Here is a 19,079-nt window from a genome sequence, read left to right as displayed (position 1 = left end):
GAACAGTCGGATTAAGCATCCGGCCCCGCATTCGCCGCCTGCTCGCGGCGAGGCGGGGCCGCTGCTCTTGCCGCAGCAGCTGGAGATGGTGAATGGATCATGGTGTGTGCGGGGTTGGTGCGCGCGAGCACGCACGGAGGACGCAACCGCTAGACGAATATCCTACAACGCATCCGATCCCGCATAACCGCAAGTCAGACCATGATCAAAGCGCGCCCTGCAGGATTCGAACCTGCGACCGTCGGATTAGAAGTCAGTGCCGAGCCGTGCCGTTTGATGATTATCCGTGCCACCTGAGCGCACTTTGCGTGTCCGGCGGTGTCGAGTCATGACGGGATGTGTCAGGGTGCGCGAGCACGCACCGGGCACGTACACGCCTTACGTGATCATTGCGTTCGGCTCTCCAAGGCAATTCCTATTCCAGACCACCGGGGCCTCGGCAACCGGATCAATTCCTTCCGCTTTCTCATCCGCGACCGGGACACCAAGTTCACTGCTGTTTTCGACGAGGTTTCGCCAGCGAGGGTATGACGGTGGTGCAGACCCGCCGCGCACGCCGTGGGCCAACTGCTACACCGAGCGGTGGGTGCGCACCGTGCGGGCTGAGTGCACCGACCGCATGCTGATCTACGATGAACGACATCTCTCGGTCGGTCGCGTCCGAGATGCGGTGTAAAAGTGAACGAGCGTAGGTTGCCGTGCTGAACCGACCAAAGTTCGCACTACGCAAGGACCTACGCTCGTGGCACGCACACTACCGCCCATCCAGGCCATCCGCGCCGAGATCGACGCCCTGTTCGCCCAGGAACCGTGACCTGGTCGAGGTCATCGAGGAAGTTGCCCGCCTCGGTGCCCGCCTGATCATCCAGACCGCCGTCGAAGCTGAGGTAGACGCCTTCCTGGGCCGCGCCCGCTACCAACGCGCCGCCACCATCGCAGCCGACGATGAACAGGCCGTGATTCGGGCCGGCCACCGCAACGGCCACTGCCCCACCACCATCAAGACCACCACCGGAGCGGTCACCATCGCCCGCCCCAAGCTACGCGGCACCACCGAGGCCTTCGCCTCCCGCCTGTTCGGCACCGGCGTCACCCGTACCCACGCGCTGGAGACCCTGGTCATCGCCTCCTTCGTCCGCGGCCTATCGGTGCGCGATGTCGAAGGCGCCCTGGCCGACGCACTCGGGCCAGAGGCAGCGCTGTCCAAGTCAACCGTCTCCACCATCTGCCAGGCCATCGTGGCCGAGTACGACGCCTGGTGCCGCCGCGACCTGTCGACCATCGAGCTGGACCACCTGTTCCTGGACGCCTCGCACTTCAAGATGCACGACGGGCAGCGCGCCGAGCCGGTCCTGGCCGCCTGGGGCATCACGGTTGACGGCAAGCCGATCTTCATTGGCCTGGCCGCCGCCGGAGCCGAGTCGACCGATGCATGGCACGACTTCCTGACCGACCTGGCAGGCCGGGGCCTGCACCCACCTCTGCTGATCGTCTCCGATGGCGCACCAGGCCTCATCAGCGCCGCTGAGCAGGTCTTTCCCCGCTCGCTGCGCCAGCGCTGTGTGATCCACAAATCTCGTAACGTGCTGTCGAAGGTCGGGGCCGGCGATCAGGGCGAGGTCAAAGCCGCCTTCTGGGACATCTTCGACACCAGCGGCTTGCGCGAGGACATCACTCCAGGCCAGGAGTTGGTGGAGTGGGTTCAGCGGCGCATCGACGCCTTCGCCGATACCTGGGGCGGACGCTACCCGGCCGCGGTCAAGAGCCTGCTGACCGACCGGGCGTCGCTGACCACCTACCTGCGCTTCCCGACCGAGCACCACAAGCGCATCCGCCACTCCAACTTCATCGAGCGGACCTTCGGCGAGACCCGCCGCCGGGTCAAGGTCATCGGCCGCTTCCCCGGCGAAACCTCATGCGTGTCGCTGGTCTGGGCCGTGCTGGACCGCGCCGCCCGCGGCTGGCGCGGATTCACCACCACCAGCAAGGGCCTGCGCACCCTGCACGACCTGCGCCGCGCCCTGCTCCAGCCACCTGCTCAGCTTCACCCGTCGACCCCTGAAGCCAGCGCCTTGGCACTTGCCACCCAGGCCGCCTAAGATCAACTCACGGCACCTACCTCGTTGAGCCTTTTACACCGCTCCGAGGACGCGACCATCTCGGTCGGTGTTGACCGAGTACACCGATCACTACAATGAGCATCGACCGCACCAGTCCCGCTCGCCCTCTTGTCTCCGCTCATCCACTCCTCCTAGCTCGGTGGATGTACGGCGGCTCAGTTTCCAGGAACATCGCCCGGCCACCGTTGCCGTTCCAGTCCCCTGACGACTGTACAACTGCGTCGTTTTCGCAGTTGCGCAGTCGTAATTCCTGAAGCAGCGGCGCGTCTTTGCTGCTGGCCATCCCGAGACGAACGGCGCGATAGTTGTCCGCTCCCTGCAGGTGGCGGGCGCGGGCGCTATCGAGCAAGCCGGGTAGGCCATCACCGGTCGGGATGGGCCTTGCGCAAGACAAGCTGTCCCCGAAACTCACTTCGCTCGAGCTGTCCACCTGCGGCTGTGGGCGTCGCCGAATTCGACCAAGAACTATTGCCTTTCCCTCGAGCCTGCCTGACGGTGGAGCGGATCAGCTTGATGCCCACGTGCACGCCATTCTTCCCTTTGACGTACCACTTCTGGTAAGGCAACCTTGAAATGCCGGACCCGCAACCGGGAATGCGGGAAACTCCTGCGGCGATATAGCTTCAGTTCATGATGGAGAGTGTTCGACCGCAAGGGACGCAACCGGAGATATCGGTGATCATCCCCTGCCGCAACGCGGCCAAGGTGATCGACAGTCAACTGTCCGCGCTCGTCGCCCAGGAGTGCGAAGTGGACTGGGAACTGGTGATCGCGGACGACGGGTCGACTGACGACACAATTGAGGTGATCCGCCGATACGAGTCTCTTCTACCGGCGCTGCGCATCGTGCGCGACGTAACGCGGCGCGGCGCCGCGGCGGCCCGGAACGCAGGCGCCCGCATGGCGGCGGCTGAGCACCTGCTTTTCCTGGACGCCGACGACAGCGTGAACGAGACATACCTGCAGCGGATGGCCGTAGCGCTACGCCATCACGGCCTTGTCTGCGCCGCACTCGATTTCGAACGGCTCAATTCCCCGGCCATCTTGACGAGCAATCCCCGCCCACGCACGACGGAGACGCAACATATGTTCAAGTTTCTGCCGCACGCCGGCGGCGGCTGCCTGGGCGTGCGCAAGGAGGTTTTCCTCGCCGTCGGCGGGTTCGACGAGACGATCCCGTGGCTCCATGACGCGGACCTGTGCTGGAGAGTGCAGCTCACCACCGGGGAGCCGCTCCATGTTGTACCGGGGGCGATTGAGTACGTTCGTCTGCGCAACACGTTGACAAGTCTGTTCCGCCAGGGCATCGCGAACGGCCGGGACGGTATCCGGCTGCGTCGGCGGTATGCCGCCTTCGGCGTTCCCTGGACACCTTGGAGCCGCCACCTCCGGCAGTGGCTGAAAGTCATTCGGGCACTCGCGCTGTCGGCGCGCCCGGAGCCGCGCGCCGAGTTCGCCTGGCGGCTGGGCAAGCAGATCGGCCGGCTGCACGGCTTACTGACCGACGGCCGGTAGGTGCGGCAGGTCGGCGAGGCGTTCTGTGACCCAGGCATCCAGCTTCATCCGCACGTCGAGGCGCTGCGCGCCGAGATGCGGCGACACGAACAGGTTCACCGGCTCACTCATCGCGTCGCGCAACGTCGGCACGTCCGAGTGCTCCACCGGATCGATCGCGAGGCCGGCCAGCCGGTCGTCGGCCAGTGCGGCCAGCACGGCCGACAAGTCGAGCGTTTCCAGCCGGCCCACGCAGACCAGGTGCGGCCGGCGATCAGCCACCGTAGCCAGCCAGTCCGGCCCAAAGGCGGCCGCCGTTCCTGCGCGGTGTGGCAACGCTGCGACGTGGATGTCGGCCCAGCGGTTGAGCTCGTCGGGTAGCTGACGTGGCACGCCATCCGGCAACGACGGCCACGCGGCGAACCGAACATCCGCGACGAACGGCGCCATCACCTTCCACACCGCCGCGCCCACCGGCCCGTGGCCCCAGATGGCCAGCCGATGGTCGGCCAGCGGACGGCCCATTCCCGACGCCTTGAGGTGTTGTCCGTGCTGGATGCCGATGAGGCCGGCGGCCGCGCGTCGGACCAGCACCAAGGTGGCCATCAACGCCCACTCACCGACAGCCTCGACGCTGGCCTCGGCGTTGCGGTGGAACACGACACCGCGCCGGGACAACTGCTCGAGGTCAACGTTGTCGGTACCGGATCCTGCCCGGACGACGCGAGCCAGCGCGGGCATCCGATCGAGTTCGGCCGACCCCAGTCGTACCCCGGAGCGCATCACGATGGCGACCACTCGGTCAGCGGTCTCGGACGGTACCCCCTCGAGATCGTCCGCGATCACCACATCATGATGAGCGGAGGGTGCCCGAATCGCGTCGGCGGCACCCTGCAGGACCAGAACCACCGGCCGGCGATTGCCGTTCATAGGTCGGCGCCATTGCTGGGATCGGTCATTCGCAGCAGGTCGTTGACTGACAAGAGCTCCTCGGGGCGACTGATCTGCCCGTTGGACATCAAGTCGATCGCGGTGCGCCGCATCGCCCAGGCGGCCGAGCGGGTGAGGTGGTTGGCGTAGATGCAGAGCCGGAAGCCGGCGGCTCCGAGCCCTGCCCAGCCCAGATGCAGGAACGCGGTCGGTACCGTGACCAGGGGCGTGTCGAGCGCCCACTCGGCCGCGACGCGCAGCGCCTCGGTACCAGTGGTGTCCTTCGAGTGCACGAGCACCGCGTCGGCGCCCGCGTCGACCATACATTCGGCGCGCTTGAGGGTCTCGGGGAATCCGGCGTCGCAGATCAGGCCCTCCGTCCGCCCTATCAACACGAGGTCGTCGCCGACGGTCTGGCGGATCTCACGGATCTGGTCGCAGATCAGAGTGAGATCAGCCAGCCCCTGCCGGCGACCGCTGCTGAAGCTGTTGCACTTCGGGTAGGCGCTGTCCTCGATGCACAGCGCGGCCGCGCCCGATCGCCAGAGCTCACGGGCGTACCGGCGGGCGCCGTCGAAGGAGCCCGCCGCATTGTCCACATCGACGATGATCGGCCGATCCGACACCGCGTCCAGTGCGGCGACCACACCGGTGAGATCCCGAACCGACACCAGGTTCGCGTCCGGCAGGCCGGCCGCGGTGGATACTTCCAAGCCGCTGACCCAAAGGGCATCACAGCCTGCATCGGCGGCCGCGCGAGCGGCGATCGCGTTGGGCGCGCCGATGGCCCGCAGCGGCCGGGTCTGGCCACGGTCGTTCAGGCTGGCGCGCAGTCGATGTGCGATGGATTTTTCGACAGCCAAGATAACCCCGTCATCGTACTCGCGTATTCGCTAGGGCATGAATCGTTCGTCGCCGGGGGCTGCACGGTCAAGTAGTCCATGGCTATGGTGTCGATGCCGCCGAGATCAAGACACCTTCGTATCGCCGACCAAGGGGACTGTACGATGGCTACAGACGTGCGCGATCTGGTCCTTGCTATCCACGCCGACTCAGCCGAAACCGCCCGTCGCTGGCACGAGCTGAGCCCGACCCCGCCCGCGTGCTTCGACGAGACGTTCTTGTTCCACCTCTATTCGCACCATGTGGGCGCGCTCGCCTACGACGCCGCCGATGTGCTCGGGTGGCGCTCCATGTTTCCGCCGTTCCTCCAGACCGTGTTGTCGCGCAGCGGTGGCCTGTCAGAGGCCGTCTGGGAGGCGCACTACGCCGGACTCGTCGAGCTCGCCGAGCGTGACCCCAAGCTGATCGCACAGTGCCTGGTGGTCAAGGGCGCCCTGCTCGGCACGATGTACCAGTCCAAAGAGCATCGGGTGATGGGCGATTTCGACCTGATCATCGCGGCTGACAAGCTCGACATGCTACTCAACCTGCTCCGCGAGTCCGGATACGACCGCCGCTCGGACATGGCCTACGACATGCAGCGAGACATCGGGCCCTCGTTCACCGGCGCCGGTCTCACCTCGATGCACGTCTGGGAGATGCCCAAGGGGTGGGAGTGTCATGTGTCGACGGGAAAGGTCGGCACCGTCGAATGCCTCCTGCCCACGCCCGAACTGCACATCATCGAGCTGCTGCTCAATGCGCACGAACACGCCTCCAGCTGGAACTACGCGCTGTGGGAGTCGGACTTGCAGCTCGTACGCGCGATCGACATCGAGGTGATCTGGGAAGCAGCGGGCGGCGTGGATCCGCTCCGCCTCTGGGAGACCGCGGTTGATGTCGGTCTGGAGGCCGAGACCGCGCTCGGGCTGTGGGTGCACGAGCAGCTCCGCGGCAGCCTGCCGGCCAACTGGTCACCGCTGCGAGTGGTGATCGACGCCGTGGCACCGTTCGGTGACCTCTACGCGCTGCCGGAGTCTGTCGACACCGACGAGCCCATCCGGCGCTGGCCGCTGTCGGTCCGCGAGCGAGCCTTCCACCCGAGCCGGCACCAGCTCGCGCTCGACCAGCTACCTGAGCATCAGCACACGGTCGAGTTCATCGCCGACATCAAGGCCGGCCGAGTATCCCGGCGCCAGCCGACCAGCCGCATCGCGGACCGGGCCCGAGCCGCGCTGTCCGGGATCTCTCCCTCCGTGTAGGCCCCGTCGATGGAGCCGGAACGGTACCAGAAACCGACGCTCGCCGACGGCTGGCAGGCACTGGCCGACGGCATGAACGTCCACCGGTGGTTCCTGGTCGGGCACAAGCGGCTGCACGGCCGCCTGGTGGAGCGTGAGACCCGGGCGGCTGAGCTGCTCGGGCGGCCGTTGGTGATCAACGGCCCGTACCGGCGAGGGCTGCTGTTACAGGCACTGCATCCCGGCCGATCGAGCCGGAGCCTTGCCGCGGCCGTGGACGCGCTCGGCGCGTTCCGGCATCGCTCCGTGGTCGCGTCCCCGGTGATCGACTGGTGCGCCCGCTCGGGTGAGCTGATGTTGCCGGACTTCGCCAAGGTGGATCCGAATCCAGCGCTGCCCGAGCTGGCGTCAGCCGAGGAGATCTTGGTCTTGGCCGGCCTCGGGCCGCTGAGATCAGCCGCCCTCGACGTGGTGGTGCTGTATCCGGATCCGGTACCGGCCGCCGTCGGCTGGCACGCCGACAACGGGTGCGGCGTGGTGCGGTGGCCGGTCAACGCGGTGGACCTGGCCGCCCAGCTGGCCGTGGCCGCCGCCTTCCAGCTGCTGCACTCCTTTTACGCTGAACTGGCCAGCGACGCGCAACGCGCGGAAGAAGCGGCCAACCGGGTCGCGGCGGAACTGCTGGCTGACGCGATCACTGCACGTGTGCTGCGTGCGGCACGGGCAGCCACGCTTTCTGGCTCTGACCGGAACTGGACTGAAGCATGCCTCGACGAGGCCGAGTCACGTCTGCTGTCCCACCGCATCGTGTTTGAAGGGCTGCGTGGCGTCATCGAACTCACCATGTTCGAGTTCGTCAACGTGTCGGTGCCCGGGGCCACCCAGTACGACAAGTATGCGAGCGGATATGGCATCGGGCAGTCATAACCTCTTTGTGGTGCTGGAGGGGGTGGACGGCAGCGGCAAGACCACCGTCCGCAAACATCTCTTCCGGCACCTGATGGACAGTGGTCATGAGGTGTTGTCCATCCAGGGCGCCTCCTGGATGGCGGCTGAGTCGACGCGGGTCATCGTGGAAGCGCGCTTCCTCGGCTGGCCACACCCACCCGAAGAGATCCTCCAGGCCTACCTTGACGAGAAGACCGCGCTGACCGACCGGCTGCTCGGGCCGCACCTGGTTCACCGGAGCGTCGTGTGCGACAGGTACGTGCACAGCGATGTCGTCTACGCGTCGACGACATGGGGGATCCCGGTCGAGGTCAGCTATCCGCGCTACCTCGCCGCACCGATACGCCGCCCCGACCTCGTGCTGTTCCTCGACGCACCGCCCGAGGTCAGCCTGCGCCGGCTGGCGGCCAGTCGGCGGCCCGACGACATCCACCCGTGGGAACGGCTCGACAAGCTCCGCCGCAACTACGAGTTGTTCCAGAACGTCATCTTCGACAGCGCCGCGCCGCTCGCCCCCTCGGCGCGGATCGACTGCAGTCGGCCCCTGGCCGCCGTGTGTGATGAGGCGCTGCGACTCGTCCGCGAGCGTTTCGCCGAATCAGAAGAGAATGATGGATGATTGCCAGACGGCACCTCGCACGACGTGCCGGCGGTCACCGCACCGAGATGGTCGCTCCACGCGACCGGCGCCACGCGGGATCTCCTCGGCGGCTCCGGCAAGTCATCCGGCCATGTCCCGCTTGTCTACCACGCATCGGCCGACGACCAACAGGTCCAGCCCGCTCGACCAGAACGTGCGGACCGCGTCGGCCACGCTGGACACGATCGGCTCGCCGGCGAGGTTGAAGGACGTGTTCAGCAGCACCGGAACACCAGTGCGCTCGCCGAACCGCGTGAGCAACTCGTGAAACAACCCCTGAAGCTCGCGGTCGACCACCTGTGGCCGGACGGTCCCGTCCACGTGCACCACCGCCGGCGCCAGCCTGCTCAGCGCATCAGTGGCGCGGCAGGTCGCCGTCATGAATCGGTAGTCGCTGTCCCCGACCAGGTATCGATGGGCGTCGCCGGCCGGCATCGCCGGGCAGAACGGTCGCCAGTTCTCCCGCATCTTGATCGCGGAGTTGACCCGATCGCGCGCCTCGACCCGGCGGGGATCGGCCAGAATGCTGCGCTGGCCGAGGGCGCGGTGTCCCGCCTCCAACCGTCCCTGCGCCCAGCCGACCACCGCCCCGTCGGCCAGGGCCCCGGCGACCTCGCCCGGCAGGTCGGCGGGTATCCGATACCGGCAGCCGAACCGGCCGAGCTCGCGCTCGACCTCCTCATCCGACCAGTGCGGCCCGAGCGCGACCGTGGTCAGCGGCTCCGGGTCGTATCCGTCAGCACGTGACAGGGCCAGCGCCGCCCCAGCAGCGGCTCCGGAATCGCCGCACAGTGGATGGGCGAACACCCGCTCGGCTCTGGTGCGATCGGACAGTGCGAGGCTCAGCTTCACGTTGTGCGCCACCCCGCCGCCCAGGCTCACGTTGATGACGCCGGTCTTCTCGATCGCCCAGCCGACCAGCCGACACACAGTGTCCTCCAACGACCGCTGGGCGGTGTAGGCGAGATCCATGTGCCATTGGGTCATGGGTGCGTCCGGCTGCCGGGGGTCCCTTCCGAACAGCTCGGTCAGCTGGTCGGTGAATCGCCCGGACGTCGAGTGCCGGCCATTGTGGATGTACGCCGGGTCCAGGCGGTATTCCGGACGGCCATCCGTCCTGGACAGCATCCGGCTGACCCGCTCGTTCAGATCAGGCCGTGCGGTGCCATAAGCGGCCAGCCCCATCACTTTGTATTCCTCGCCGTAGGCGTGGAAGCCGAGAAACTCGGTGATCGCCGCGTAGAACCAGCCCAGCGAGTCGGGCATGGTGATCTGATGAAGCTGTTCGAGCTCCGATCCGCGGCGCAGCCATATCACGGTGCATTCGGTGTCTCCGCTCCCATCGATCGTCAATACGATGCTCTCTTCGTACGGCGATTGGAGACCGGCCTGCACCACATGGGCGTAATGGTGGGCCACACCGCGAATCGGTGGCGGAGCGGAGATGCCGAAATATCGCCGCCAAACCTGGTGGTGGCGGCCCTCCGTGGCGTCCGCCGAGAAGTCTCGCAACTTGGTCGCCTGCCACCGCCGGGTCGCCTCGCCCTGGTCGTGGCGGGCGGCCAAGCCTGCGTAGAAGTCGGCGATCCGGCCATCGCCGAAGGCGTCGATGTCCCAGGGCACCGCCACCGCGTCGATCTCGTCCAGTTTTACGCCGGCCTCGTCCAGCGCCCATTTCAGCGCGCGCACCGGGTAAAGGCCAGGCGCGTGCTTGTACCGTAACAGGCGTTCCTCCTCCACAAATGCGAGAAGCACACCATCGCGCACGATCGCGACCGCGGGGTCGAAATGTCCTTCCGAAATGCCAAGATAGGTCGCCACCCACGTACGCTAACAGAGGAAGTGGGCTGTCGGCACTGCAGCGCACAACGCACAGAATAAGGAAGAATTTCGTAGCGACCTAGAGAATTTCGAGGAGGAGGCCGAATGACCAGTATCGGCGAGGCAGCGGAGACCGAACGGAACTTGGCCGCCCTGTGGGAAAAAGCCGACTATGTCACGCCGCTGACCCTGCGGGCTGTTTCGGACCTAGGGGTCGCCGACCGGCTGGCGGATGGGCCGCTGCCGGTCCGGGCCATCGCGGCGGCGGTCGGCGCCGACGAGGACGCGCTGCGGCGGGCACTGCAGGTGCTGGCCGGCCAGGGCATCTTCGCCGCCGGGCCGGACGACACGTTCGCTCACACGCCCATGTCGGCGCTGTTGCGCTCGGACCATCCGTGTTCGGCCCGGGAGACCGCCTCGCTGCACGAGTGCGACATCCGGGCGTGGAGCGAGGTCATGTACAGCCTCCGGACCGGACTGTCGGCTTTTGAACACGTCTACGGGACGGACCGGTGGAGCTACTTCGACGAGCACGCCGAGGAGGGCAGGCGGTTCAACGCGCGGATGCGCAGCGCCAGCCGACGGATCGGCCGGGCACTGGCGGAGAGCTACCCGTGGACCGGCTCTGAGCGGGTCGTGGACGTCGGCGGCGGCAACGGCGGCCTGCTGCGGGAGCTGCTGGTGCGGCATCCCAGCATGACCGGCCACTTGTACGACCAGCCCAGTGTGGTGGCCGACGCCGCCGAGGTGTTGGACGGGGTGGCCGACCGGTGCGTTGTCGAGGGCGGCGACTTCTTCGCCGGCGTGCCCGCGGGCGGTGACGTCTACACCCTGGTCAACGTGGCACACGACTGGCCCGACCAACGCGCCCTGGAGCTCCTGAAGGTGATCGCCCCGCACATCGGGGACGAGACGCGTCTTCTGGTGGTCGAGGGCGTTCCCGGCCACGACGGCGCAGCGTCCCGATCGGGCGCGCTCGACATGCACATGCTCGTTGTCTGGGGCGGCAAGGAGCGCACCTACGACCAGTGGTCCGATCTCCTCGCACAGATCGGGCTCATCATCCGGCGCACCTTCCGCGCCGGGCCCCGAGTGGTCCTCGAGTGCGGCCGTTGAGCTACTTCCGCCAGCCATTGATGGCCAGGCCGGGGTCGGCGGCCGCGTTCAACAGCCGCCGGCTCCAGCCGTAGGTCATCGGCAGCCAGTTGAAGTCGTGGTCCGGACCCACGATGTCGGCCAGCTCGATCAGCTTCATCATCTCCACCATCGCGGCAAGCGGCTTGGCCACCCGCCACGCGTCCCGCATCCGCTCTGGATCAACGGTGTCGGCCCAGGCGGCGAAACAAGCGTCGAGATAGGACGCGGCATCCGGCTCTGACACGTCATGCAACCATGAGGCCAGATCGAACAACGGATTCGTCACGGTGGCGAAACTCCAGTCGTGCAGCAGGATCTCGTCGCCACACACGGCCACGTTGCCCGGGTGGAAATCGCGGTGCACGACCGTCTCCGGGATGCCCGCCTCCTCCAAACGCTCGGCGCATTCGACCAGATACGGCGTCAATGCCTCCAGCCGATCGGCCTCTTCACCGCTCAACGCTCGGCCCAGATTCTTCGCAAGCCTGGGCGCCCGCCAGATGTCGTCACGCGCCATGATCGACCGCACTCCGTCGGCCAGCGCAGCCGGGGTGAGCGGCATACACCCCGCGGCGATCAGCTCCTCGCCACGGTCAATGGTCTCCTTCTGCACCATAACCAGCTGGGCCAGGCACGCGCGACGCCGCTCCACGGACACCGCCCAGCCGTCAACACCACCGAAGTCCTCAGCCAGCCACCAGCGGTCACCCGGCGACACCGCCGTGATGACAGCGAACGGCGCGACCCCCAAGGACGCCAGATACCGAGTGATGTCCGGCTCACGAGCCAACCTCGGCAGCACCGCCTTCAGATAGAGGTCGCCCTGGTCAGTCGGTGTACACAGCACGGCGGACATGCTCCAGTGCTTGACCTGGCGGCTCGGGGAGAGCCGCACGCGGCCGGCCGCCTTGAGCTCCCCGTCGATGTAGCACTCGGCCCGCTCGAACCAGCCAGGCCGAAACCAGTCCGAAGCCGGTGACCGGGACCTCGCCACCCACCTGTCCAGCACCACGCTCTGTCCACTCACCGCCTCCGGGCCGAGCCACGCGAACCCATCGGCGGAGACCAGCCTCGACCCATGCGCATGCAGCACCACGGTCGTGAAGTCCAACGGCTCCAACACCACGGTCGTCACCCCGAGCTCCCGACGGACTCGATCGGTCAGCTCGCTGTCCATCGGCGGCCACCTGCCGTTGAACCGCATCCGCGGCAGCACCGGACCACCACCGGCCACGTCGCACAACACGGCCCCGTCCTGGCCGACGATCACCAGCACGGCTTCCACGGACTCAGGCGACATGATCAATCCTCCAAGGATCGGCGGAGTTCACGAGAAAGGACGCGCGCGTCGGTCATGACCTGCGCGATCGACGAATACTCCCACCGCCCGTACCGTCCGAGCACGACGACACCTGCCCGGTCCAGCGCGGCCCGCGCGGAGGCCACTGTGCACCGGGCCTCCTCAGTGAACACCACGTAGGCGGGATCGGCCGTGATGACGTTCGAGTCGATGATCTCGTCCGCCGGGGCCAGCGCGCCGACCCGGCGGGCCGCCGCCGCGACCTCCGCCGTCAGGGCGGAGTCGTCGGCCGGTGCCTCATCGGCGCGTTCGGGGACTTCGGCCAGCAGGCCCCATCCGTTCTCCGGCGCGCTCGCCGGGTCGAAGTTGTGCATGTACACGAGCCGGGTGAACGGCGTCGCCGGGTCCGGATAGTAGTGCCACAACGTGCGGTGCGCCGGTCGGCGGCCGCGGACCGACAGGGCGACCGACCGTACCCGGGTCGATGGAAGCCGCCGGCAGGCGGCTCGGAGACCGGCCGGGATCTGCGGGACCAGCTCGACGACGACCGGAAGCGGCAGGGTGGATACGCATGCCCGGTACCGGACAGTGCTGACGCCACCGGCGTGCCGTGCCCGGACCGTACGGGCCGCCGTGTCCACCTCCGTCACGGTGTGTCCCGTCCGCAGATGGCCGACCCTGGCGGCCAGTGCCCGGCTCAGCACTTCCATGCCTCGGACCGGCGCGTCCGCGAGAGGGCGTGGGTACCAGCCGTTCTTGTTATACGGTTCGGTCCGCGGGCCGGTCTTCACGGAGCCCCGGACGATCTCGTCGAGGCTGGGGCGCTGCAGGTTCCATTGGAATCCGGTGGTGGCCAGCTCGTCGAGCGGCCGTCGCCACTGCTTCCGGTTGTACGGGAAGTAGAAGAGCTCGCACATGGACGCGCCGAACATGGCGAGCAGCTGTTCGCCGTAGTGGCGGACGGGCGCCTCAGCGCCCAGCGCGGCGAAGTCGGCGAGACACCGGTCGCGTAATTCGGGCGGCAGATCACCGAGGTTGAGCTGGAACGGGTACCGGACGGCGTGGCCGGCGATGTCGATCAGCGCCCGCGGCGGGCACCGTTCCAGAACGTCGCCGAGCAACGCCCGGACCACCTGCTCGATCTCCCTGTCCGGCAGGTGCAGCAGATGGAGCACGTGGTCGAACCAGTAGCCGTCGAAGTTCTCGGTCCGGACCAGGCCACCTGGCCGGGCTTCCCGCTCCAGCACCATGCTGTGCCGGCCGAGCTCCGCCCCCACGGTCAGGCCTGCCACGCCGCCGCCGAGCACCACGACGCCGACGTCCTCGACCTCCCCGCTCACCCGAGCATCCGCTGCCTGATCGTGACGAAAGCCTCGGCCGCGTGGCAGCCGAACTGGGCCCCGCGCAGCGTGGCCAGCGCGCGGATGGCCTCGGAGGACCGCTCGTGCGGGAACGGCCGGATCTGGGACGCGAAGCATTCCATCGCGGCCACCTTGCGATCGAGCTCCGCCGCGACGTCGACGAACGCGGTCGGGCTGAAACGCGGCGTCCACGGCGCGTTCCAGTTCGACTGCGACAAGGTCTCGTAGCCGTAGACACCGGCTGGTGGCGCCGCTCCGATCGGCCGGGCGCACACCAGCGCGGACAACGACACCCGCTGATGGTCCAGGAACAGGTCGTGGCCGAACGGCAGGAACACCACGTCGGGACGGCGTTCGCTGAACACGTCCAGGAGCTGGGCGTTCATGTCGGCGTGGGATACCTGGTCGAGCTCGGCAATCGGGAAATCGAGCACCGTCGTGTTCGCCACGCCCAGCAGATCATGTGCCTTGCGCGCCTCGTCGACGCCGGCCCGGCCGAGTTCCGCCGGGAAGCGCGGAGGCTGCGCTCGCGACACGATGACCACCGAGACCTCGGCCCCCGCCTCGGCCAGTTTGCACATCGTCGCCCCCGCTCCCAGCACTTCGTCGTCGGGGTGCGGGGCGATCACGAGCACTCTCCGTGGACTCATTCACGCGATCATAGGACGGCGGTGCCGCTGTTCGGTACCTTACAATCCGGCCATGGGTACCGAGAGTCCGACCGACCTGGCCTGCGCGGAAATGCTCCGCATGTGGCCGACGGTCGCCGACCACCGGGTGGCGACCGCTGACCGCATCCTCACCGCCGCCCGCCCACTCCTGGGTGACGCGCCGGACATCGCCGAGCCCGCTGCCGCGCCCCGGTATGCGCTGCTCCACCACATGCTGCTGACACTGCAGGCAGCCGCGAAGGACGAGCGCTCCGACCTGGTCAAGGCGGCGGGTCGCCTGCTCGACGAGGCCGGCACCGTGCCGGCCGATCGCATCCGCACCGTGACGGCGGCTGATTGTTCCTCGTTCTCCATGACGGGCATGAGTGACCCGGTTCACGTGGTGCCGCCATCGGCCACCGCGACAGACCAGGCCGGCTTCGATCTCGCCGGTGCTCTGAAGGCGGTCCGGGCGGCCGGGTTCGGTCCGCTGATCGAGCGAGCCACGGGCGTGATCATCGATCTGGGAGCCCGTGCCGAGTACGCCTCTCCGGTGAGCTTCACCTTGAGCTTCCTGCCCGCCACCATGGGGATCGAATGGTCGTCCGACCCGGTCGAGGTCGGCGAGTCGATGGTGCACGAGGCCGCGCACACGTGGCTCAACGAGTGCTTCGACGCTCAGGGCATCAACGTCCCGGCCGGGCCTCTCATCTACTCTCCGTGGAAGGACGCCGACCGGCCGCCCAAGGGGATCATCCACGCCGCGTTCGCGTTCTCGACCGTGGTGCGGTACTTGTCTGCGGCCGGCGAGAGCCGGGACGTGGCCGATCGGCATGTGCGCCGGATCTCCGCCGAGAAGCGCATCATCGACAGGCACCGCGCGAGTGTCGAGTCGGCCATCGCCATGATGCCCGATGGCGACACCCGCAACATGGTGCTGAGCCAGCTCGACATCGCGCTGTCCGTGGAATGAGTGCCTCGATGCCCCCGCCCTGCGGGCCGGGGGTCGGTCGGCACCCTTGTCAGCGGTAGGACATGGCCTGCGCCCGGTACAGCCGCGCGTATCGGCCGTTCGCTGCCATCAGCTCCTGGTGCGTGCCCTGCTCACTGATCGCGCCTTCCTCGAGCACGACGATGTGATCGACCATGTGCAACGTCGAGAAGCGGTGCGACACCAGCACTGCGATGGTGCCGTGGCGCGCGCCGGCCTCGCGGGCCAACGCGGTGAACTGTTCGAACATGGCGTGCTCGGCGTGCGGATCGAGCGCGGCCGTCGGCTCGTCCAGCACCAGCAGCAGCGGGTCCTCACGCATCATCCCGCGAGCCAGGGCCAGCTTCTGCCACTGACCGTGCGACAGGTCGACGCCGCCGAACGCCGGCCCGAGCTGCGTTTCGAGTCCGTCTGGCAGCCCGTCGACGATGCTCCGCGCGGCCGCCGCGTCCACCGCCCGGCCGATGTGGCCGGCGTCGTCGATCCGCCTGGTGTCCCCGACTCCCACCGTCTCGCGGACCGTGAACTCGAACTTCACGAAATCCTGGTGGGAGCCGGACAGCCGGGCCTGCCAGGCGGCGGGACGGATCTCAAGCAGCGGCCGGCCGTCCACCGTGACTTCGCCGGAGGTCGGCCGATACAGGCCTGTGAGCAGCTTGACCAGCGTGCTCTTGCCGGCACCGTTCACCCCGACCAGGCCGATCATCGCCCCGGCCGGCATGTCCAGGCTCAGGTTCTCGATCACGTACCGGTCAGTGCCCGGATACGCGAACGTCACCCGATCCAGGCTGATCCCCTTGGTCAGGCGGTCCGGCGGGGCGGCGCCCTCGTCGACGAACTGATCGGAGTAGGCCCGGAGCCACTGGTACTGGTCGACGATGTTGCCGGCCGCCGCGACGTCGTTGGCGCTGAGCACAGTGCTGGAGAGCTGGTTGCGCAGCCGGCTGGCCAGCACGACCACGAGTACCACGTCGCCGAGGGAGGCCGACCCCTCGGCCGCGGCCTGGGCGATGAGCCACACGGCGACCGCGAAGCCGGCCCCGTAGCAAACCCAGCCGAGAAGCATCCACAGCGTGCCCTTCAGCCGGGCCAGCGTCTGGATCCGGATCACCTCGTTCCACCTCTCGTCGGCCCGCCGATCGATCTCCGCTGCGCTGCCCGAGACTCGGATCTCCTTGGCCGGCCTCGGGTCGACACACAGGTAGTGCAGAGCCTCCTCGTGCCGGCTCAGCTCGGCCGTGGCGTTGACCGCGCCGCGGAAGAGGTTCTGCCCTTTCCGCGCGAAGATCAGCGGTGGTACGCCGAGCAGTGCCAGCAGGCCGAGCATGGGCTGGACGCTGGCCAGCAGCCAGATGCTCAGCGCCAGGCTGACGGTGGTCGAGCAGGTTTCGGCTACCGACCAGCACGACGAGGCCAGGGTGAACGTGCCTTTCCGCAGGATGCGCAGGCGGTCGAGGTAACCGGGTTGCTCAAGGTGCGTGATCGTCGGAACCGCGCTGGTCCGCTGAAGGATCTCCTGGGAGAGCCGGAGGTCGACCTTCTCTGCCACGCCGACGCGCAGGTTGTACTGGACGCGGCCACCGGCCGCCTTGACTGCGTACGCGGCCCCGCCCATCGCCACCACCACCAGCAGGCCCCAGCTGGGCGAGAGGCCGGCGTGGTCCACCACCTGCTTCTGGCTCAGGGCCAGCGCCGCGACGCCGATCGCCTGCACGACGATCCAGGCGAACACGATGGCCGAGCCCTTCGGGTCCACGCGCACGGTCAGTGCCATGATGTCGGCGACGGTCCGCAGGCGGCGGCTCACGTCGTCACCTCGACCGTCTCGAAGCGGGCCGCCTGCAGGGCGAACATCTCGGCGTACTCACCACCGGCGGCCAGCAGCGAATCGTGGCTCCCCGACTCCACGATCCGGCCGTCCGCCAGCACGACGATCCGGTCGGCGTCGCGGATGGTCGACATCCGGTGCGAGATGAGCAGCACGGAGGCATCCCGGACCACGGCCGTCACCCGGCTGAAGAACTCCGTCTCGACCTCCACGTCCAGATGCGCGGTCGGCTCGTCGAACACCAGGACGCTGCGGCCGTGAGCGTTGGCGAACAACGCACGGGCGATGGCCAGTTTCTGCCACTGGCCGCCCGATGCCTCCCGCCCGTCCGAGCCACCACGCCACATCATCGTGTCGAGGCCGTCCGGCAGTTGCTCGATCAGATCCTCGGCCGCGGCGTCGCGGATCGCCGCCCGGATGCCGGTCACGTCGTCCAGTGCCTCCGGAGCAGACAACGCCACGTTGTCGGCGGCCGAGCCCGGGTACCGTACGAAGTCCTGGAACACTACGGTCATCCGCCGGCGCCACTGGTCGATGTCCAGCTCTGCAAGGTCGACCCCGTCGATCGTGATCCGGCCCGAGGTCGGCTTGTAGAGCCCTGCCAGCAGCTTGGTGAGTGTGGTCTTGCCCGCGCCGTTGCGGCCCACGAGGGCCACCCTCTCCCCCGGCTCGATCGTCAGGCACAGATCATCGAGAGTCGGCCGCGTCGCGTTCGGGTAGCTGAACGTCACGTTCTCGAAGCGGATCGCGGGCGTGCCGGTGAATGCCAGATCGCGGCCGGAAGCCGCGACCGGAGCCCGGTCGGTCTCCAAGCGGTTCAGGGCGTTGACGGCGCCGATCCCGAACTCGATGTCGAAGGCTTCCCGGCCCATACCGCTGATCAGGAACAGCGACCACGCTGCCATCAGGCACGTGGTCAGCGTGTCCTGGGATATCTCGCCACGCGCGGCGGCCAGGCCGGGCACGCCCAGCGCGAGACCGGCGCAGATGAACGCGATGGCGATGATCAGACGCTGGCGGCGCATCACCGCAGAACGCGGACGCGCGTAGGAGTCGAGCCACGCGGCCATCACCCGTTGGCGCCGCTCGGCCAGCCATCCGCCGATGCCGAACATGCGCACCTCTTTGGCGAAGGCGCCATCGCTCATGGCGTCGGACAAGTATTGGACCCGGCGCCCCTCGGCGCTGCGGGACTGGTCCACCAGTGACAGGTAGGTCCACTGGCGCCGCACGATGGATCGGCTGATCAGGCACAGCACGAACAGGCCGATGCCGAGCGGCACGTTGAAGGTGCAGATGAGCCCGGCACCGAACATCGCGCCGACCATCCGGAAGGTGATGATGGCCTGGCCGACCGCGGCGAGGCCAGGTGAGCCAGTGCGACCGCGGGTGCTGCCGATGTCCGATGCCCGCTGCACGTCGTCCTGGTATCCGGGGTCCTCCAGGTGCGCGATCCCGCGCGGCGACAACACGATGGCCCGCACCCTGCGGCGGACCAGGCCGTCGATCCTGCCGGCCATGTTGGCGGCAGCGAGGCTCGCCACCGAGTCGGACAGCTCCTCCATCACGAACATGACAATCAGCGCGAACAGCGGCAGGATGACCGCGGAGCCATCCGTTTCGCCGGCCAGCACCCGGGACGCCTCGCGGACGAGCCAGCCCGCGGCCAACGCGACCAGGGGACTCGCGACCGCGTTGGCCAGGTACGAGCCGAACAATCCGGCCAAGCCACTCGG

At 67.9% G+C, this 19,079-nt stretch carries 15 protein-coding genes; 7 read left to right on the top strand and 8 right to left on the bottom strand.

Features of this window, described 5'->3' with window-relative positions; all coding sequences use genetic code 11:
- The first annotated feature begins 698 nt into the window (after positions 1–698).
- Positions 699–2,099, top strand: coding sequence for an IS256 family transposase (locus ACIBI9_RS62090; RefSeq protein WP_397237572.1), 1,401 nt, complete (start codon positions 699–701; stop codon positions 2,097–2,099).
- 651 nt (positions 2,100–2,750) lie between these two features.
- Positions 2,751–3,635: a glycosyltransferase gene (locus ACIBI9_RS62085; RefSeq protein ID WP_397237570.1), complete on the top strand. Its 885-nt coding sequence runs from the start codon at positions 2,751–2,753 to the stop codon at positions 3,633–3,635.
- Here ACIBI9_RS62085 and ACIBI9_RS62080 read toward each other — a convergent pair.
- Together ACIBI9_RS62080 and ACIBI9_RS62075 are read right to left on the bottom strand one after the other, a co-directional pair.
- Complete coding sequence (locus ACIBI9_RS62080; RefSeq protein ID WP_397237568.1) at positions 3,615–4,544, bottom strand: NAD(P)-dependent oxidoreductase; 930 nt, start codon at positions 4,542–4,544, stop codon at positions 3,615–3,617. The genes ACIBI9_RS62085 and ACIBI9_RS62080 overlap by 21 nt on opposite strands.
- Entirely contained in the window at positions 4,541–5,407 is an 867-nt protein-coding gene (locus ACIBI9_RS62075) for an isocitrate lyase/phosphoenolpyruvate mutase family protein (RefSeq protein WP_397237566.1), read from the bottom strand. Before ACIBI9_RS62075 ends, ACIBI9_RS62080 begins: the two co-directional genes overlap by 4 nt.
- A 144-nt stretch (positions 5,408–5,551) precedes the next feature.
- Here ACIBI9_RS62075 and ACIBI9_RS62070 point away from each other — a divergent pair, with 144 nt between their 5' ends.
- From ACIBI9_RS62070 to ACIBI9_RS62060, 3 genes are read left to right on the top strand one after another with little or no spacing between them, the layout of a single operon-like run.
- Positions 5,552–6,688, top strand: a complete 1,137-nt coding sequence (locus ACIBI9_RS62070; protein ID WP_397237564.1) for a nucleotidyltransferase family protein — start codon at positions 5,552–5,554, stop codon at positions 6,686–6,688.
- Between the two features lie 9 nt (positions 6,689–6,697).
- A complete protein-coding gene (locus ACIBI9_RS62065; protein WP_397237562.1) occupies positions 6,698–7,594 on the top strand; it encodes a hypothetical protein in 897 nt (298 codons plus the stop codon).
- Positions 7,575–8,234, top strand: a complete 660-nt coding sequence (locus ACIBI9_RS62060; protein WP_397237560.1) for a dTMP kinase — start codon at positions 7,575–7,577, stop codon at positions 8,232–8,234. Before ACIBI9_RS62065 ends, ACIBI9_RS62060 begins: the two co-directional genes overlap by 20 nt.
- A 102-nt stretch (positions 8,235–8,336) precedes the next feature.
- Here the strand turns inward: ACIBI9_RS62060 and ACIBI9_RS62055 are convergent, their stop codons facing one another.
- Positions 8,337–10,076 (bottom strand): carbamoyltransferase, encoded by a 1,740-nt coding sequence (locus ACIBI9_RS62055; RefSeq protein ID WP_397237558.1) that lies wholly within the window; start codon positions 10,074–10,076, stop codon positions 8,337–8,339.
- 105 nt (positions 10,077–10,181) lie between these two features.
- On the opposite strand from ACIBI9_RS62055, the gene ACIBI9_RS62050 reads away from it, so the two are divergent.
- Entirely contained in the window at positions 10,182–11,192 is a 1,011-nt protein-coding gene (locus ACIBI9_RS62050; protein WP_397237556.1) for a methyltransferase, read from the top strand.
- Between the two features lies 1 nt (position 11,193).
- Here the strand turns inward: ACIBI9_RS62050 and ACIBI9_RS62045 are convergent, their stop codons facing one another.
- From ACIBI9_RS62045 to ACIBI9_RS62035, 3 genes are read right to left on the bottom strand one after another with little or no spacing between them, the layout of a single operon-like run.
- Positions 11,194–12,498: a phosphotransferase family protein gene (locus tag ACIBI9_RS62045; RefSeq protein ID WP_397237554.1), complete on the bottom strand. Its 1,305-nt coding sequence runs from the start codon at positions 12,496–12,498 to the stop codon at positions 11,194–11,196.
- A 17-nt stretch (positions 12,499–12,515) separates the two neighbouring features.
- Positions 12,516–13,853 (bottom strand): protoporphyrinogen/coproporphyrinogen oxidase, encoded by a 1,338-nt coding sequence (locus tag ACIBI9_RS62040; RefSeq protein ID WP_397237553.1) that lies wholly within the window; start codon positions 13,851–13,853, stop codon positions 12,516–12,518.
- Positions 13,850–14,524, bottom strand: a complete 675-nt coding sequence (locus ACIBI9_RS62035; RefSeq protein ID WP_397237552.1) for a PIG-L deacetylase family protein — start codon at positions 14,522–14,524, stop codon at positions 13,850–13,852. Before ACIBI9_RS62035 ends, ACIBI9_RS62040 begins: the two co-directional genes overlap by 4 nt.
- A 52-nt stretch (positions 14,525–14,576) precedes the next feature.
- On the opposite strand from ACIBI9_RS62035, the gene ACIBI9_RS62030 reads away from it, so the two are divergent.
- Entirely contained in the window at positions 14,577–15,497 is a 921-nt protein-coding gene (locus tag ACIBI9_RS62030; RefSeq protein ID WP_397237550.1) for an aKG-HExxH-type peptide beta-hydroxylase, read from the top strand.
- A gap of 49 nt (positions 15,498–15,546) precedes the next feature.
- On the opposite strand, the gene ACIBI9_RS62025 is transcribed toward ACIBI9_RS62030, so the two are convergent.
- Together ACIBI9_RS62025 and ACIBI9_RS62020 are read right to left on the bottom strand one after the other, a co-directional pair.
- Positions 15,547–17,322 carry an ABC transporter ATP-binding protein gene (locus ACIBI9_RS62025; protein WP_397237548.1) on the bottom strand — a complete coding sequence of 592 codons (1,776 nt, stop codon included), beginning with the start codon at positions 17,320–17,322 and terminating at the stop codon, positions 15,547–15,549.
- Positions 17,319–19,070: an ABC transporter ATP-binding protein gene (locus tag ACIBI9_RS62020; protein WP_397237546.1), complete on the bottom strand. Its 1,752-nt coding sequence runs from the start codon at positions 19,068–19,070 to the stop codon at positions 17,319–17,321. Before ACIBI9_RS62020 ends, ACIBI9_RS62025 begins: the two co-directional genes overlap by 4 nt.
- Positions 19,071–19,079 lie beyond the last annotated feature (9 nt).

Source organism: Nonomuraea sp. NPDC050451 (genome assembly GCF_044458585.1).
The sequence above is the reverse complement of the archived record's forward strand: the minus strand, read 5'-3'. Positions and strand labels throughout refer to the sequence as shown.